Below are 18,698 nucleotides of genomic sequence, written 5' to 3' on the forward strand. Positions count from 1 at the left end.
ATAGAAAACCAGTTTTAAAAAATGATTTTAATCGTGAAATTCAATTAAAAAGTTACTTATTAATAAGCACACTACTTTATGCGCGCTAAATTACGAATTAAAATAGTTTGAACGAAAAAAGCACAAGATTTTATCTTGTGCTTTTTTAAACAAAAACTAAATATAACTAACTAAAACTAAACAATTAATATTTTAATACTATTCTATCTGAAACCAAAGTTAACTCCTAATGAGAACGCATTGAAATCTGATAAGTGATATTCTGCATTAAGTCTGAAAAAACCTAATTTTAATTTTGTACCTATCGTACCTCTTACAGAAGATACTTCGCTTGATACTGAAAACGGATCAACGATATCTTCAGAGGTAACAAAACCATTTGTAACTCTATAAGTTCCTAATAAATCGGATTCAGACTTACCTTTAATGTAGCCTAAACCACCATAAAAGTTGATTACTGGCATCTTTGTGGATGCAATAAGCTGAAATAACCACGTATTGGTCGCATTTTCTATGCGTTGATTTTCACCTTGAACTCCTGATGAATCAGTTAAATTGTACTCACCATCAATATGGTTGTAAGCGACTAATCCAGAAATAGCAACAGGCAATAATTTATCTGCTGGTAACCATTCTGTAAATTCCATTTGTAATCCAGCTCCGTACATACTTAGTGATACGTCTTCGGTTTCAATTTTAGGAACAAAACGTGCTTTAACTTCTATTCCACCACCTATTCCTAACGCACCCTGAATAAATGCAGTAGGTAACAAATTAGCTGTACCATCGCCAATTCCTGTTGGTAATTCTATTGTTTCGGTTTGATTTCCAAAAATTGGGTCATCATATTCCACCTCAATAAAAATAGCAGGATCATTCTCACCTAATACAGTAGCTACCGATTTTGAAGGTGAGCTATCTGGAAAAGAAACATTATTATAATCGGCAACATTTAAGTCAAACATTTTGTGTTCGTCCTGAACACTTGCCGCATTAACGATTACAGAAATTTCAAATCCGCCTAAAGGCTTTACTTTTGCTGAATTAAACCAGTTAGCATTCATGCTATGCATTAAACCGTCGGTTCCGGGTGCTAAATAATCATTTGCAAATCGTTCTGCATCTTCAACACCTGCAGCCAAAAGTGCATCAATATCACTCTGTGCTTTTGAAATAGTTGTTACTAAAACGAGTAACATAAATAAGGATAACTTTTTCATTAAATTTGATTTGGTTTTACAAACATAGGAAAAAAATCACGAAATGCAACATTTTATCGTAAAAAAATGCTTTTAATCGATAATATAAACATTTAAGCGATTTTAAAAATTTATTCTGAAACTGACATTTGGTGTTAAACCGAGGGATTTGTTGTCAATTTGAATGGCTTTATCTGAGTCATTTGGATCGACTTCATAATATCTATTAATGATATTCTGTCTATCTAACACATTCAACACACCAACTCTTAATGTAGCCTGAGCGCTCTCAGAGAGATTAATATTATAATTGAATGAAGCATCTAATCTCATAAAATCATCTACATTTTCATTATTCGGGATGTCATAATTTACACGAATATTATTACCATCTTGCACTGTTTCATTACCTTCAAGAGGCTTCGTGAACGGTTGCCCTGAGCGCATTATACCACCAACAGACATTTCTAAATTTTTTAAAATATTATAATTAAAGGCCAAAGAAACCGAATGTCTTATATCTACATTATTAGGAAATACCGATGGTGTAATACTTTTAAACTCATAATCATTCACACTATAAGTGTAGCTTACCCAAGCGCTATAATCATCAGCCGTTTTATTAAGTAAAAACTCAACGCCTTTAGCATTATAACTTCCTTGTGCGTTTACATATTGAAAATTATTATAAAAACCTTGGTTTGAAGCTGTTATACCTTCAACTAATTTATAAAAACCTTCTATATCTATTAACCAGTTATTTTGATTAAACTCAAAACCGAAAGACGCCTGTTTACTTTCTGATATTTTTATTGTCTGTTCGTTTGCTAAAATCCAACGCCGGTTTTCAACTCCTAAAAAATCATCTTGGAAGTCAATTTTTTGGTTAGCCGATTGATTTTTAAATTCGCCCTGAAGCTTTAATGCAAACGTGTTTGAAAATTTTTGCCTGAAGTTTAAACGTGGTTCTATAATTAGCTTATTAAACTTTTGAAAATAATTACCACGCAAACCTACTCTGATATAGGTGTTGTTCTTTTTATATTCTAGCTCAGAAAAAAGTGCATGATTTAACAATACATCTTTTTTAGTGATGTCGTATGAAGGATTAGTTACAGTTGTTTCATTCAATATACCTATTTCACTAAATTGATAACCGTTTAAAAAGTTTAAATTACTATTTAATTTTAATCTGGTTTTAAATTTTAACCCAGTTTCAAGTACCTCATTTGCTTGAGTTAGTCTTTGATCTGATTCTAATCTATAATCTGTCGCGTCTACATTATACTTGGAGTAAAATGCTTGTAATTCTGAACTAAATTTATCGGTCCAAACTCCATTCCAGCTAGCCCCAAAACCTAAATTCTCCTGTTTTAAATTACTTGTTTTCGAATTAGTTTCACCACTATTTTCTTGATAACTTTCGGTATAATCTAAATTATTATTTATTCCGATAATGTTTGCTCGAAACTTATGACTCTCATTCAAATCGAAAAGTAATTTGGCCGAATAATCATAAAAAAAGAAATCGTTACTTCTATTACTTTCACTAATATTATCACTATTACTTGTAAGCTCGCTATCTTGAAAGCTTCGTTCAAAATAATTATCATAAGTAGGTGAACTTAGTAAATCTGTAAAGGAACGTCTACCTGAAACATGTAACGCTAAAGAATTGGAAATAGGAATCTCTAAAAAAGCATCAGCATGAATTAAGTTGGCTCCAAAACCACCTGAAAACTGATTATTTATTTCGTTTTTGGTAGACATATTAATGGTACTTGAAACACCATCGCTAAACTCGCTTGACGTGCCGTTTTTGGTAACTACAACTTTATCAGTTAAATAAGGATTATAAGCAGAAATAAGTCCGAAAAAATGTCCTGAATGGTACATTTTAATATTATCCCAAAGGATTAGATTTTCATCGTTTGTACCGCCTCTTACATTTATATTGGCTATACTCTCATTAACACTCTCAACACCAGGTAAGGCTTGAATAGACTGTAGGATATCAGGTTCTGTCAGCCCAGGTAAAATACCAAATTTTTCAGTATTTAAAACCGTACTTCCATCAATATGTTTTTGCAAACCCGCTGTTAAGAATTTGGTAATTAAAATTTGACTAAGCGCTTCGTTTTTCTCTTGAATAGTGATGCTTTTACAATTCTCATTAAGCATCCTTAATTCGGAAGCTTGAATCCTTTTAGTCTGGTATCCTAAATATGAAACAATTATAGTATCGTTTATATCAACTTCTTGAATTAAAAACTTTCCGTTAGCATCTGTAATTACGCCTTTTCTCGAATTTTCAATTAAAACGGACGCACCAAATAAAGGCATATTGTCGCTTTCGGAAATTAAAATTCCACAAATGGATATTGATTTATTAATAGTAGAAATAGTAATGTAACGCTCATTTAGAAATTTGAAGCTTAGAATAGTAACATCATTAAATCTATCTACAACCTCTTTTAATGTTTCTGATTCTTGAAGTGGTGCAACTAAAACACCTTCTAAATCATTAACAGAATACGAAAATTTAACATCAAACTTATTTTCAATTTGAGCAATAACCTCCAATAAAGGCAAATTTTCTTGAGATTGAACATCAAAAGAAAACATGCTAATAAAAAAAACCAAAAAGATAAAAGCCTTATTTAGTGTCATAGTTATAGAACTCAACGTTTTTACCATTAATTTTATAACTTATTTTTAACGGAATTGTAACAGCTTGTAGCGCTATATTTTTATCGGTATGCGTAAAACTTCCTGAAAAGGTAACAGAAGTGTTTACTTGAGTTGCATCTATTTTTAAATCATATTGAATTTCAAGCTCGTTAATAACTTGCCAAAGTGGTACGTTATTAAAGCTAGATTCTTTCGCTAACCATGATGGGTTCTCTGCATTAAAATCGCTTCCTAAACTCACTTCACCATTAACCACTCTAAACGATTTTCCTGGAGTAAGAACAACTTTTTCTTGGCTGCTCGTAACACTTACTGAACCCTCATAACATTGCACTTCAAAATAATTATCGCGTTCTTTTACATTAAATTGTGTTCCTAATACCTGAACAATGCCTGCATCTGTGGTTACTGTAAATTTTTCACCTTTACTGACTTTAAAAAATGCTTCACCATCCAATGTTAAATTTCGGCTGTTTTTCCAATCTTTTTTATTAAACGCTAACTGAGACTGAGCATTCAAAATAACCTCTGAGTTATCAGGTAATGTCAATGTTTTAGTTTGTGCAAATTCTGTAGAATACGATTTAGTATTATTAAAGAATAAGAAATATGAAGAGGTTAACATCACCAAAAATACAGCAGCAATTTTTAAGAACGACTTAAAGTTTAATGGTATAACCTTGGTTTCTTTTTTCGATAAATTGCGCGACTTAAAGTCTTCCAACGCTTTTTGCGCATCTACTTTTGGCGCTTCCAATTGTGAAGAGTAATGCGCTATTTTCTCGAGTGTTTTCAAATTATCTGATTGTTTTAAATCATTAATTTCTTTCTGAGAAAGCTCATTATCAAACCACTTTAATATGTTGTTTTCCTGTTTCATTTTATTTGTGCTTCAACTTTAAGACAACCAGATATTATTTTACCCTACCACGTTTTAAATATTTTCTATATGTTCTCTTAAAACTTTTAATGCTCCAGACATTCTTTTCTCAACTGCTTTTTGAGAAATATCTAATAACTCTGCAATTTCTCTATATTTTTTACCATCAATTCTATTCATTAAAAACACTTCGCGTTGCGCATCAGATAATAATGAAATAGCATGTTGAAGCTTCTTTTTAAACTCTTCTTCTTCTAAAATATACTCTGGACTTTCATTGGTTTTATCTACATAAGGTGCTGCTTTGGCATACTCCATAACCACCTTTTTATGTTTTACAGTATTTAGAAACAAATTATTTATTGTTGTAAACAAATAGCTTTTGGCTTTTGTAAAATCTATTTTAGAGCAATTTTGCCAAATTTTTGAAAACGCATCTTGCACAAAATCTAGAGCTCCATCCTTATCGCCACATTTATAATATGCAAAGTTGCTAGCAGATTGAACATGCTCGATATAAAATTTATTAAAATAGGTTTCTTCACAAAGTTTATTATCACTCATTCATTAAGGCTATTAATAAGTTAATACAAAAGTAGGGTAAATTTATTTTTAGCAGTCTTAACATTATGTAAAAACAGCGAGTAATTTAAAATTTAAATAAAAATAAAAAAAAGGTAGGGTAAAATAATATTTGATTGTCTTACCTATAGAAAGCGAAAGAATCGCAAAGAAATAAAAATTAATGACCCTAAAAATTATTATTATGAACAATTTAAAATTTATTACAGCAATCTTATTATTATCATTTATTGGTTTTACGTCATGTACTGATGAAGATGACAAAGTAAATGGTGAAAATCCAGAAACAAACGCTGCAAACTCTCAAACAGCGCAAAACTTAAAACGATCGTCAATGCATGATGGAAGTTTCGATGATTTTTTAGATGGCGTATCATGTTCGTCTATCTTATTACCAGTTACTGCAACTGTTAATGGCACAGAAGTTCATGTTGTAAGCGAATCTGATTACGAAACAGTTATCGATATCTTATCGGAATACAATAATGATGACGACGAAGTTATTTTACATTTTCCTTTATCGGTTAAATTAAGTAACTACACAGAAATTAATTTGTCAAATCAAATTGAATTTAATGCATTAATGGCAACATGTAATCAAGCTGAAAACACAGCTAAAGATGCTATTAATTGTTTAGACATCAATTTCCCTATTACCATTTTTACATACAACCTAACTTTTACACAAACAGGTCGTGTTGTTATTGAATCTGAAGAGCAATTATATGCCTTTATTGATGAATTTGGATCTGATGAGCAATTTGCAATAAAATATCCTATTACTGCTAACTTAAATAGTGACACGGTAATAAGTATTACAAGCGACTTAGATTTACAAAGCAGAATCACAGAGTGTATTGCTTATGATGATGAAAAGGAAGAAGCTGAAGAAAACGCGAAAACTATTGAAACGATATTGGTAAACAGTATGTTTAAGATAGAATCGTTTATCGAATCTGGAGTTGAAAAAGCAAATAACTATGCTGATTATACAATTGACTTTGCTGGCGATTTATCATGTACAGCTCAAAATAGAGTTAATTCAGAATTAGAAAACGTGCAAGGCACTTACGAAGTAACCTCGCAAACAGAGATATATTTTAACTTAACCTTTTCTGGGAATGCAACTTTCGAATTATTAAATAATTCATGGGAAGTTACAAGTTATTCGCAGAGCTCAATCTCTTTTAAGAGTACTGCAAATGCAGCTGTAACATTAGTATTAGCCCAAATATAATTAGGCTGGCATTTGTAACTTATGTTAGGAAAACAGCTATCAAAATTTTGATAGCTGTTTTTTATTTTTTACAATCACAATTATCATTTAGTATTTAAGTTATATATTTTAATTAAAAAAATATCATTTTTGTGGTAGGGTTAAATTAAAATGAGTTGTCTTATTTATAGAAAGCGATAATTACGCTTCGTATAAATAATAAAAAACAAAAATTAATAACATGAAAAATTTAAAGCTTTTAACTGCAATTTTAATTACGTCTATTTTAAGTTTCACGTCTTGCCAAGATGAAATTGATGTTGAAAACGGGCAAAACCCTAATACAAATTCTTCAACATCACCAACGGCAAATAACCTAGAACGCTCATCGATGTATGATGGAAGTTTTGATGACTTTCTTGATGGAATCTCTTGTTCATCAATTTTATTACCCGTAACAGCTACTATTAATAACATAGAAGTTACATTAATTAATGAGTCTGATTACCAAATAGTACTAAATATTTTAGGCCTATTAACAAATGATGATGATAGCATTGAATTACAATTTCCTTTAACGGTTAAACTAAGTAATTACACAGAGGTTCAAGTGGCTAATCAGTCTGAATATGATGCATTAATCGCAGCTTGTGAAGAAGCAGAAGATAATGCAGAAGATGCTATAAGTTGTATAGATATTGATTTTCCAATTACTATTTTAACCTACAGCTTAAACGTTGAGCAAACCGGAAGAGTTGTTATTGAAACTGAACAACAACTTTATACCTACATGAACAATTTTGGTGACGATGAGCTATTTGCCATTGATTATCCAATAACTGCAACATTAAATGGCGATAGTAGTACTGTTATAGAAATCTCTAGTGATCTAGATTTACAATCACGAATCACAGAATGTTTAGGTACTGAAGATACTGAAGAAGAAGCGGAAGAAAACGCAAAAAACTTAGAAACTATTTTAGTTGATGGGTTGTTTAAAGTAGAATCATTCGTATTAGCAGGAATAGAAACCGCTAATGATTATGCAGATTACACCATAGATTTTGCAAACGATTTATCTTGTACTGCCACAAATACAGTATTAGACACCGTAGAGGGAACTTACGAAGTAACTTCAGAACTTGAAGTGTTTTTAAGTTTATCTTTTACAGGAAATACTTCCTTTCAGTTATTAAATCAAACTTGGGAAGTAACAAGCTATTCAACAAGTTCTATCTCGTTACAAAGCACAACAAATGCTGCAGTAACATTAGTCTTGTCTCAAATATAAACTAGAATTACATTTAGTATTTTTGTTATAACAAACAGCTACCTATTTTACAGGTGGCTGTTTTTAAGAATAAAACTTAACCCTTATGAAATATAGAATTTTAGTAGCATTTTTAACATTAGTGTTTATTAGCGCTTGTTCATCTGATAATTCAGATGATTCAGATAATCAGCCTTCGGTTAATAAAAATTTAAACAGGCAATCTACAGGCAGTTCTGCTAACGATATATTATCCGATGATGTATTTAAAATTATGATTATTGAACTGGTTTATGTTGAAGGATTTGAACCTACAGAAACAGCTATTAATAATTTTGTAACCTTTTTAAATGAACGTACCTATAAACCTGGGGGCATTACTGTTGAAAAACGTGCCATTGCTTCTCCTGGACAAGATGTTTATACTATAGAAGAAATTGCGCAAATTGAAAGAGAACAGCGGCAATATTATAACACCCAGAGTCAAATCGCTGTTTGGGCTTATTTTACCGATGGTGAGGCAGACACTGACTCAGAAGCTGATAATACCGTAACATTAGGGACCGCTTATTGGAACACGTCTTTTGTAATCTATGAAGAAACCCTTCAAGGATTAAGTAATGGTCCATTAGAGCCTAGTCGCTCTTTATTAGAAACCACTGTTATAAACCATGAATTTGGGCATATTTTCGGTCTCACAAACCTTGGAACACCTTTACAAAGTAGTCATGAAGATTCAGAACATCCTAAACATTGTGATGAAGAAGATTGCTTAATGTATTGGGCAACAGAATCGGCCGTTAATATCGCGAATATGGGAAATATGAGTTCAGCTCCAGAATTAGATTCTCAATGTATTGCAGATTTGCAAGCTAATGGCGGCAAATAAAAAAATTTAACCAAATCAATTTATTAAATAAATCAAAATGAAAACAATTTTAAAAATCGTATTTATTTTTAGTATCGTATTAAATACAAACGCACAAACACATAAATCAAACACCGGAATTAAAGGTGGGTATAACTTAGCCGCTGTAAGTTTTGATGGTGAAACCGAAACAGGACAAAGACATGCATTTCATATAGGATTTTATGGCGAATCTTTTTTATCAGAAAGTGTCGCTTTACAAATAGAATTACTTTACTCGCAACAAGGTTATGAACTGAAAGATGGCGGAGGCACTTTTACTCAAAAATTAGATTATCTCAACCTACCTTTTCTTTTTAAACTTTATCCAGATCAATCATTCTTTTTAGAAGTTGGACCTCAAGTAGGAATAGCCGTTTCACATAAAGAAGAATTTGATAGTAACTTCGGATTATTTGATACGTCTCAAGAGTTTGATCCACAAAATTTCGATTGGGGCATGAACTTTGGCGCTGGTTTTAAAACCGAATCTGGCGTATCATTAGGTGTACGCTATCACCTAGGCCTAGGCAGTGTGTACGATGAAGGCAACCCACATAATCGTGTTTGGCAGTTTTCTATAGGCTTTGATTTTTAATTTACAAATTAAGGTAGGGTAAAATACTTTTAAAGTGTCTTATAATTGAAAGCTCGTCAAAGAGCTTAGTAATAATCTAAAAAATTATAATTATGAGAACTATAAAAAGTTTAGCATTCATTTTATTTATAGGATTTTCAATTACGGCGTCTGCTCAAGAATCTGAAAAAGTTGATAAAAAAGTAATGGGTAAAGATTCATACTATAAGCAACGTGCACTTGAAGATGCTAAATATGAACAACAATTTAAAGCTGAAACCAAAGCTGAAGAAGAAACTTTTTGGGATGAACAAAAAGCCTATGAAGACGAATTAAAGCGTAAAGACAAAAAAGCATATAGGGCTTATATGAGAGGCAAAAGAGATGCCTACAAGAGTCATTATGCTCATTGCGATAACCATTGTCATCATAGCGATCATTACTACCATCATGCATCTTTTTACTATTACAGATATGATGGGTACTATTATGACAGATATCCAAGAAGAAATTCAATTAATGTAAGAACAAGAGTAAGCACACCTAGTGTTAGTCTAGGTCTGTTTTAAAAAATAAAATTAGATTTAATTATAAGATAATGATTAGTGTTTAGTTAGAGGTTAGTAGTTTGTAAAAAAGCGGCTTTTCAAGAAATTGAAAGCCGCTTTTTGTATTAAAGTTATTAAATTTACTACCGACTATGCGTCAATATTTGCATAAATAGCATTTTTTTCAATGAATTCTCTACGTGGAGGAACTTCATCTCCCATTAGCATAGAGAAAATTCTATCGGCTTCGGTACCATTATCTATTTGTACTAAACGCATGGTTCTAAACTCAGGGTTCATAGTAGTATCCCAAAGCTGTTCCGCATTCATTTCTCCAAGACCTTTATAACGTTGGATTTTTGCACCATCGCCATACTCTTCAATAATTTCATCACGTTCCTTATCACTCCACGCGTATTGCTTTTTAGCACCTTTACGAATTAAATAAAGTGGTGGTGTAGCAATATAGATATGTCCTGCTTCAATTAATTCTTTCATATATCTAAAGAAGAACGTTAAAATTAAAGTAGCGATATGCGAACCATCAATATCGGCATCACACATAATAACCACTTTATGGTATCTTAATTTTGAAAGGTTTAAGGCTTTGCTATCTTCTTCGGTACCAATAGTAACTCCTAAAGCGGTAAAAATATTTTTAATCTCTTCGTTTTCAAAAACCTTATGCGTCATGGCTTTTTCAACATTCAAGATTTTTCCACGTAATGGAAGAATCGCTTGAAACGCTCTATCACGACCTTGTTTTGCAGTTCCACCTGCCGAATCTCCCTCAACTAAAAATACTTCGCATTTTGCAGGATCTTGCTCAGAACAATCTGATAATTTTCCAGGTAAACCGCCTATGCTCATTACCGTTTTACGCTGAACCATTTCACGTGCTTTTTGAGCTGCATGACGCGCTTGTGCCGCTAAAATTACTTTTTGTACAATAATTTTAGCATCATCTGGATGCTCTTCTAAATAATCAGATAACATTTCTGATACGGCTTGACTTACCGATGCAGAAACCTCTCTATTACCTAATTTTGTTTTAGTTTGTCCTTCAAATTGAGGCTCTTGAACTTTTACTGATACAATTGCTGTTAATCCTTCACGGAAATCATCACCTGCAATATCAAATTTCAATTTGTCTAATAATCCAGATTCATCAGCATATTTTTTAAGGGTATGTGTTAAACCTCTACGGAAACCAGATAAATGAGTTCCACCTTCATGAGTATTGATATTGTTTACATACGAGTGCAAATTCTCAGCATAAGAGGTATTGTAAACCATAGCAACCTCAACAGGAACGCCATTTTTTTCACCTTCAAAAGAAATAACATCTTTCATTAAAGGCTCACGAGTAGCATCTAAATACTGTATAAATTCTTTTAATCCTTCTTCAGAATGAAATGTTTCACCTTCAAAAGTTCCATCTTCTTTCTTTGATCTTTTATCAACTAAATGAACCGTAATTCCTTTATTTAAATAGGCTAATTCACGTAATCTACTCGCTAAAGTGTCGTAACTATATTCTAAAGTTTGCGTGAAAATTGTAGAATCTGGCTTAAAAGTAACTGTTGTTCCTCTTTTTTCAGTTTCACCAATTTGTTTTACAGGATATAACGATTTTCCTCTTTCATACTCTTGCTCATAAATTTTTCCATTTCTGTAAACGGTAGCCTTTAAATGCTCAGATAAAGCATTCACACAACTTACACCAACACCGTGTAAACCACCAGAAACCTTATACGAATCTTTATCAAACTTACCTCCTGCTCCAATTTTAGTCATCACAACCTCAAGCGCAGAAACACCTTCTTTTTTATGTAAATCTACTGGAATACCACGACCGTCATCTTCAGTAGTAATAGAATTATCTTCATTAATTGTAACGGTAATATTGTTACAATGACCCGCAAGTGCTTCATCGATAGAGTTATCTACAACCTCGTAAACCAAATGGTGCAAACCACGCGTACCAACATCTCCAATGTACATGGAAGGACGCATACGTACGTGCTCCATTCCTTCAAGTGCCTGAATACTATCGGCCGAATAATTATGCTCATTAAAAGCTTCTTTTTTTTCGCTCATATTCTTTATTTATCTTAGTTTTGAATTAAGTTTTATATCACAAAAAAGGACGCCTTTAAGCATCCTTCTGAATACAAACAAATATACGAAATATTAAGCCTTTTAGAAAGCATTTCATCGACGCATTCATAAAATTATCAACATTTGTTAATTACTTAAAAGTGTCTTAAATCGCTTAAAAACGTCCTTAGATTCAATTTCGTGTTCTTTTTTGTAATTCTGAGAGAGGCAAATTACAAAAATGGCTTAAAAGCGATATTTTGAAGATTTTATAGTTTTCTTTTTACTAAAAAAAACCACTTTTTATCATGATTTTATTCTGAAATCAAATACGCTTAAGAAAGAAATACGCTAATCTTATTGATAAGTTAAAGAACCTTCAAATTAAGTTTAACTTTTTTATTAATTTGATAATAGCACACAGGATATCAGAAAAAATTGTGTTTACTCTATTTTTCTACATATATTTGACCTCGTTATCAAATCAATGAGAAATAATAACAACAATAATAATTTCAATAATCCTAATTTATAGGACAGGAAGGTTATTGTTTAAAAATATATAAAGCCTTCCGAATTCGGAAGGCTTTTTTTAATCTAAAAAATTAAGACATGGGCAAAATTATGACAGTAGACGTATTGTCGAGCATTAAAGGGGCACAACCTAGTGAGGCGGTGAACAAATTGTTTGAAGTTATTAAAAACGCCAATACTTCAAATAATACTTTTAATTCTAATCATAATAATAGCGTGCCTTTAGATGATTTAAGAGACGATGTTGTTATTGAAAGTTCCGCTGTAGAAAAACAAATAATTATTGAAAATTTCCCAAAAGAAAAAAATGGTTTTCTGGTGGTTTCTAAAGTAATCGAAGAATAATTATGGACTCTCAAATACACAAAATTCACCAACAACTGGTAAATAAAGAGATAACTTGTACGGCATTAGTGCAAGACAAACTCAAAAGTTTAAAACAAAACACCAATAATACGGTTAATGCTTTACTAGATAATTTGGCACTTAATTTAGCCGCTAAGGTTGATGCTAAAATTGCTCAAGGTGAAAGCATCGGTTTATTAGAAGGTATTCCATTTGGCATTAAGGATGTTTATATGGTTCAAGGCACCTTGACCACGGCGAGTTCAGAATTACTTAAAAACTACAAGTCGGCATATACGGCTACGGCTATTCAAAAGTTACTAGATGCTGGCGCTATACCTTTGGTAAAAGAAAACTGCGACAGTTTCGGTCATGGTTCCTCTAGTGAAAATACTATTTTCGGAGCGGTTAAAAACGCCATAAATCCGGATTTAGTCGGAGGTGGATCTAGTGGTGGTTCTGCAGTAAATGTTGCTAAAGATTATACCGTGTTTTCTATTGGTGGCGACACTGGAGGTTCAGTTCGACAACCAGCTGGTTATAATAATGTTTATGGCTTAAAACCAACATACGGGCGAATTTCACGCTACGGATTAATGGCATATGCATCGTCTACAGATTGCGTAGGCCCCATAGCAAAATCCATTGAAGATATTCGAATCGTATTGAATGTGATGAGTGGCAAAGACCAGAAAGATCAAACTACTTACGCTTCTGCGGAAATAGCTCAGGATGCCATTTCAGATGCCAAAGACATAAAAACCGTTGGGTATTTTAAAAACTTTATTGAAAATGATGCGATTGATGCTCAGATAAAATCTGATTTTCTATCGGCTATTGAGAAAATAAAAGCCCAAGGCATTCAAGTGAAAGCATTAGATTTCTTTGAATCGAACACTTTGGTTTCAACGTATTACACATTGGCTATGGCCGAAACTGCTTCTAACCTTTCAAGACTAGATGGCACCAATTACGGCAATCGAATTGAAGCTGAAAACTTAAAAGAAACCTACGCTGTAACGCGTTCAGAGAATTTTTCAGAAGAAACGAAACGCCGAATTGTTGGTGGTAATCAAGTATTATCTCAAGGTTTTTCAGATGAAATTTATTTAAAAGGGTTAAACCTTCGCGATCAAATTTCAGAAAACTTCGAGAATGATTTCAAAGAAGTAGATATCATCATATCTCCAGTAACACCAAACATACCACCAAAAATTGGAGACAGCTTAAAAGACCCTTTAGCCATGTACTTATCTGATGCGTATACCGTTGGATTTAGTTTGGGTCAATTACCAACCTTGACAGTGCCACAAGGTACTGCAACAGGTTTACAGATTACGGCAGCAAAAAATAACGACGAACTTGTTTTGAAGTTTGCTAACTTCTTAAAAGACACGATATAATGGAACTGGAGCAATTAAACGATTTATTAAAAAAGCACGAACTAGAGTTAGTTATAGGTCTTGAAACCCACGTGCGTTTAAATACGAACACGAAATTATTCTGTTCTTGCCCAAATCAAGAAATAGAAACCCCAAACCAAAATATATGCTCGGTTTGTACAGGACAAATGGGTGTTTTACCAGCTATTAATAAAGAAGCGATTAAAAAGGCGATTTACTTTGGAAAAGCGGTAAAATCAACCTTTGAAAATGAAGTGATTTCATGGGACAGAAAGCATTATGAATACCCAGACAACCCAAAAAACATTCAAATAACACAGTTTCACCATCCGGTAATTCCAGACGGACAAGTATCTTGTTTCAGAAATGATGGCAGCCAGTTTACTGTAAATCTAACACAAGTTCATATTGAAGAAGATGCAGCAAAATTAATGCACGAGAAAAAAATCTCGTTGGTAGATTTTAATAAAGCTGGTGTGCCGCTTATAGAAATTGTTACCGAACCTTGTATTCGTCATATTGAAGATGCATCTATCTATGCGCAATACATTCAACGTATAGTTCAGAATTTAAAAATAAGTGAAGCCAACCTTGAAAAAGGAGAGTTTAAATCGGATGTTTCTGTGTCGTTACGCAAAAGAAGAAGCTACGAATTAAACCCACGTACTGAAATAAAAAACCTCAACTCGTTTAAATTTATGGTTGATGCTTTAAAGGAAGAAGTTGAAAAACAACTTAACTATTTCTTAGAGCATAAAGAATTTAGACCCGACCAAACCACGGTTTTATGGGATGCCGAATTGAAGCAAACCAAAACCATGCGTAAAAAGGAATTTGAGGCCGATTACCGATTTATATCAGAACCGGATTTGCCTTTTGTAAACATTAAAAACGTTGTAGAATCGATTGATGTCGATGTTAGCTCGTTACCATTTGCAGTTGAATCTATTCTAATAAAAGGTGGTGTTTTACCGCAAGATGCAAAGTTTTTTACTGCAGATTCGTTGCGTTCTGAAACTTTTGTAGCCATAAACAATGTTATAAAAGACCCTTCGTTTGTTGCTAAAACTTTAGTTAACAATATTGGAGCAGATAACTATGGCGACATTCATAGAATTGATCATTTAATTGAAATTTTTCAGCTTTTTAAAGAGGAAAAAATAACCTCTGTATTGGTTCAAAATGCGATTACGGCTTATTTAAAAGACCGAACTTTTGATTACAACAAGTATTTTGATGAAAATACCATTTCTGAAGAAAAAATATACGAAGCTATTGCGAAAGTCATTTCTGAAAATGAAGCTATTGCCAACGATATTAAAGCCGGAAACCAAGGAAAAGCAGGTATTTTAGTTGGTAAAGTTATTGGCATTATTGGTAAAGGCGCCTCAGGAAAAGTTATTCGTGAGGGGGTTTTGAATGCACTTGCTGGGGATACTGACGGAAGACCAAAGACCGAAGACGGAAGTACGACTCAACAAAAAACAACTCAACAACAAACAACAAAAAAAGAAGATGAGGTTTTACAGCAAATTCCTATTGTTGTAAAAGACGAATACCGAACACATTTAATTACGGATATTTCAGATGACAACATTTCTGAAAAAGTCACCTTTTCTGGATGGATTTCTAGTGTGCGCGATCATGGAGAATTGATTTTTATCGATTTAAGAGATTCAAGTACTGAGAAATTCCAAGTGCGATTAAGTAGAGAATCTTTCCCTAATCTAGACGAGTTGGTTAAACTGAAACCAGAATCGGTTATTTCGGTTTCAGGAAACATAGTGCAGCGTAAAGAGGATGACTACAACACTGCTTTACGCACAGGAAAAATAGAATTAGAGGCTTACCATTTAGATATTTTAAACCTATCTAAAACCTTGCCTTTTGAAATAAAACGTGCTACAAAAACCAATGAAAATGTGCGTTTTCAATACAAGTATTTAGACCATAGAAATGACGATGTACGTCGCGTGATTGTAAATCGCCATAAAGTAATTAAACTGATGCGCGACATTTTAGATGAAGAACATTTCCTTGAAATAGAAACACCTATCTTAAGTGCCGGAACCGATGAAGGTGCCCGCGAATTTATAGTACCATCTAGAAAGCAGGCCGGAGCATTTTACACTTTACCACAGGCCCCACAACAATTTAAACAAATGTTGATGGTTAGCGGTTACGAAAAGTATTTCCAATTGGCTCGTTGTTTTAGAGACGAGGATTCTCGTGGGGATCGTCAACCAGAATTTACACAATTAGATATTGAAATGGCTTACGCCAGCATGCAGCAAATAATTGATTTGAACACCAACATGTTCAATAAAATTGTTGAAAAAATATATGGCAAAAAATGGATTTTACATCCGTTTGAAGTCTTAACCTATAAAGAAGCGATGGACGATTACGGCTGCGACCGTCCAGATTTACGCTTCGGTTTAAAACTTCAAGATATTACCGACATTGTAAAAGACACCACGTTCCAAGTATTTAGTAAACCAATTGATGAGGGCGGGATTGTAAAATGCATTAAAGTATCTGCCCAAGAACAAGGTAAGAAGCGTTTATCAAAAGGACAAATAGAAAAACTAACTGCTACAGCCCAACAACACGGGTTGGGCGGTTTAGCCTATATTATTGTAAATGAAAACGATTTACAATCGCCGATAATTAAGTTTTTAGGCGAAGATATTGCTGCAGGCATCATTAAAGCTACCAATGCGCAAGTTGGAGATATTGTATTTTTCTCTGCTGCCGATTATGCTACTGCCAATAAAGCTTTAGACGCTGTACGTCAAGAATTAGGAAGCATGCTGAAACTGATAAATCCTAAAGAATTACGTCCGGCATGGGTAGTTGATTTCCCAATGTTTGAAAAAACCGATGATGGTCGCTGGACCTTTACCCATAACCCGTTCTCTATGCCAGCCATATACGACATTGAAAAACACATGAATGGTAAAGAAGACGAAATTGGTTCTATCATCGCCCAACAATACGATTTGATATTAAACGGTTATGAAATTGGGGGTGGTTCTGTACGTGCGCACAAACCAGAAATTTTAGAGGCCACCTACAAAAATATGGGGTACAACAAAGAAGAGATGATGAAGAGTGTTGGCACCATGTACAAAGCGTTTCATTATGGCGCACCACCGCACGGAGGTATAGCTTGGGGTGTAGACCGTTTAATGATGATTTTAGAGAAAAAAGCATCCATTAGAGATGTTATGGCATTCCCGAAAACAGGAACTAGCGACGATTTATTATTTGGTGCGCCTTCGCTTTTATCAGATAAAAAAGTGGAGGAAATGAATGTGAAAATCATGCGAAAGTAAAATATTTTACAATTCAAATTAAAAATCCCAGCAGCCAACTGTTGGGATTTTTTTGTGGGAAATATTAACTATATTTACAAGGCACTTTTTATTAAAAATGCAACCATATCTGAACTTGTCAAGAGGAGATTGATAATACGGGTTGCTTTAAAACACGTTTGGCATAATTTAAAAACCTGAAAAGAACATAGTGATTAATGCATACGAATACTTTAAAAATCATCCAAAATTCAACAAGCTTGTTGGTGATGATTTCTTATTTGTAGAATATAAATGTCCTCTCAATATTGAAGAGTATCAATTGTGGATTGAGAATCATTTAATAACTTATGTAATAAGTGGTAAAAAAGATTGGATTACAGCGAATAAAACATATAAGCTTACCAAAGGAGACACGTTATTCATTAGAAAAGGAGTTTATACCACAAGACAATATTTAGAAAGTGAGTATTGTGTAATGCTGTTCTTCATCAATGATAAATTCATCAAAAAATTTATTTCAGAGAATCCAACTTTTAAAAGAGAATTCAATCATAAAAAAGAGCATCATCAAATTTTTGACATTTCTACTAATGATGTGTTTAAAACATTAATAGAAAGTATATTCCACTATTTGCAGCAAGGAGATGAAATTCCTAAAGAGCTAGTAGAAATTAAATTTAAAGAACTACTTTTTAATATAGTGCTTAATTCAAATAATGCAGAGGTACTATTATTCTTCAATTCAATATCGCAAAACACTAAAACGAATATTGAAAATATTATGACTGAAAATTTTCAATATGATTTAAAAATAGCTGATTTTGCTAAACTTTGTGGCAAAAGTTTATCTTCTTTTAAACGCGAATTTAAAGAATGTTTTAACGCTACTCCAAATAGGTGGTTGATCAATAAAAGATTAGAGCACTCTAAAATCTTATTATTAGGCACAAATCTAACAGCTAATGAAGTTGGTTATGAATGTGGATTTAAAAATAACTCTCACTTTATTAAATCCTTTAAAGAAAAATTCAAATTGCCACCCAAACAATTTAGGTCCTTAAATAGAAGCGATTAATGATTCGATATAACATTTTGAACTTTAGAACACACTTTTTGGATTTTTAAG

General features: G+C 32.9%; 14 protein-coding genes. 9 read left to right on the forward strand and 5 right to left on the reverse strand.

Annotation, left to right across the window (positions count from 1 at the left end; all coding sequences use genetic code 11):
• Window positions 1-203 precede the first annotated feature (203 nt).
• The 4 genes from BUA46_RS01490 to BUA46_RS01505 all read right to left on the reverse strand — a co-directional run bounded on the left by BUA46_RS01490 (window position 204) and on the right by BUA46_RS01505 (window position 5,334).
• On the reverse strand, window positions 204-1,220 hold the full coding sequence (locus BUA46_RS01490) for a DUF6588 family protein (RefSeq protein WP_019386340.1): 1,017 nt from the start codon (window positions 1,218-1,220) through the stop codon (window positions 204-206).
• Between the two features lie 102 nt (window positions 1,221-1,322).
• Entirely contained in the window at window positions 1,323-3,869 is a 2,547-nt protein-coding gene (locus BUA46_RS01495; RefSeq protein ID WP_026009911.1) for a TonB-dependent receptor plug domain-containing protein, read from the reverse strand.
• Window positions 3,856-4,770 (reverse strand): FecR family protein, encoded by a 915-nt coding sequence (locus BUA46_RS01500; protein ID WP_019386338.1) that lies wholly within the window; start codon window positions 4,768-4,770, stop codon window positions 3,856-3,858. Before BUA46_RS01500 ends, BUA46_RS01495 begins: the two co-directional genes overlap by 14 nt.
• A 54-nt stretch (window positions 4,771-4,824) precedes the next feature.
• Entirely contained in the window at window positions 4,825-5,334 is a 510-nt protein-coding gene (locus tag BUA46_RS01505) for an RNA polymerase sigma factor (RefSeq protein ID WP_019386337.1), read from the reverse strand.
• 202 nt (window positions 5,335-5,536) lie between these two features.
• Between BUA46_RS01505 and BUA46_RS01510 the strand changes: the two genes are divergently transcribed.
• The 5 genes from BUA46_RS01510 to BUA46_RS01530 all read left to right on the forward strand — a co-directional run bounded on the left by BUA46_RS01510 (window position 5,537) and on the right by BUA46_RS01530 (window position 9,891).
• Window positions 5,537-6,589 (forward strand): hypothetical protein, encoded by a 1,053-nt coding sequence (locus BUA46_RS01510; protein WP_026009910.1) that lies wholly within the window; start codon window positions 5,537-5,539, stop codon window positions 6,587-6,589.
• Window positions 6,590-6,809: 220 nt separating this feature from the next.
• Window positions 6,810-7,859 (forward strand): hypothetical protein, encoded by a 1,050-nt coding sequence (locus BUA46_RS01515; protein ID WP_019386335.1) that lies wholly within the window; start codon window positions 6,810-6,812, stop codon window positions 7,857-7,859.
• A gap of 85 nt (window positions 7,860-7,944) precedes the next feature.
• The gene (locus BUA46_RS01520; protein WP_019386334.1) at window positions 7,945-8,727 is read left to right on the forward strand and encodes a hypothetical protein; all 783 of its coding nucleotides are present in this window, start codon (window positions 7,945-7,947) and stop codon (window positions 8,725-8,727) included.
• A gap of 37 nt (window positions 8,728-8,764) precedes the next feature.
• On the forward strand, window positions 8,765-9,343 hold the full coding sequence (locus tag BUA46_RS01525) for a porin family protein (RefSeq protein WP_019386333.1): 579 nt from the start codon (window positions 8,765-8,767) through the stop codon (window positions 9,341-9,343).
• A 92-nt stretch (window positions 9,344-9,435) separates the two neighbouring features.
• Window positions 9,436-9,891: a hypothetical protein gene (locus BUA46_RS01530; protein WP_019386332.1), complete on the forward strand. Its 456-nt coding sequence runs from the start codon at window positions 9,436-9,438 to the stop codon at window positions 9,889-9,891.
• 129 nt (window positions 9,892-10,020) lie between these two features.
• Here the strand turns inward: BUA46_RS01530 and gyrB are convergent, their stop codons facing one another.
• Window positions 10,021-11,970 carry a DNA topoisomerase (ATP-hydrolyzing) subunit B gene (gyrB, locus tag BUA46_RS01535; RefSeq protein ID WP_019386331.1) on the reverse strand — a complete coding sequence of 650 codons (1,950 nt, stop codon included), beginning with the start codon at window positions 11,968-11,970 and terminating at the stop codon, window positions 10,021-10,023.
• Window positions 11,971-12,582: 612 nt separating this feature from the next.
• Here gyrB and BUA46_RS01540 point away from each other — a divergent pair.
• The 4 genes from BUA46_RS01540 to BUA46_RS01555 all read left to right on the forward strand — a co-directional run bounded on the left by BUA46_RS01540 (window position 12,583) and on the right by BUA46_RS01555 (window position 18,647).
• Window positions 12,583-12,849 carry a hypothetical protein gene (locus BUA46_RS01540; protein ID WP_019386330.1) on the forward strand — a complete coding sequence of 89 codons (267 nt, stop codon included), beginning with the start codon at window positions 12,583-12,585 and terminating at the stop codon, window positions 12,847-12,849.
• A gap of 2 nt (window positions 12,850-12,851) precedes the next feature.
• Window positions 12,852-14,252 (forward strand): amidase family protein, encoded by a 1,401-nt coding sequence (locus BUA46_RS01545; protein ID WP_019386329.1) that lies wholly within the window; start codon window positions 12,852-12,854, stop codon window positions 14,250-14,252.
• Entirely contained in the window at window positions 14,252-17,590 is a 3,339-nt protein-coding gene (gene gatB/aspS, locus BUA46_RS01550; RefSeq protein WP_019386328.1) for a bifunctional amidotransferase subunit GatB/aspartate--tRNA ligase AspS, read from the forward strand. Before BUA46_RS01545 ends, gatB/aspS begins: the two co-directional genes overlap by 1 nt.
• Window positions 17,591-17,780: 190 nt before the next feature.
• Window positions 17,781-18,647, forward strand: coding sequence for an AraC family transcriptional regulator (locus BUA46_RS01555; RefSeq protein ID WP_019386327.1), 867 nt, complete (start codon window positions 17,781-17,783; stop codon window positions 18,645-18,647).
• Window positions 18,648-18,698 lie beyond the last annotated feature (51 nt).

Origin of the sequence: Algibacter luteus (genome assembly GCF_900141715.1) — a bacterium.
Classification (GTDB): Bacteria; Bacteroidota; Bacteroidia; order Flavobacteriales; family Flavobacteriaceae; genus Arenitalea; species Arenitalea lutea.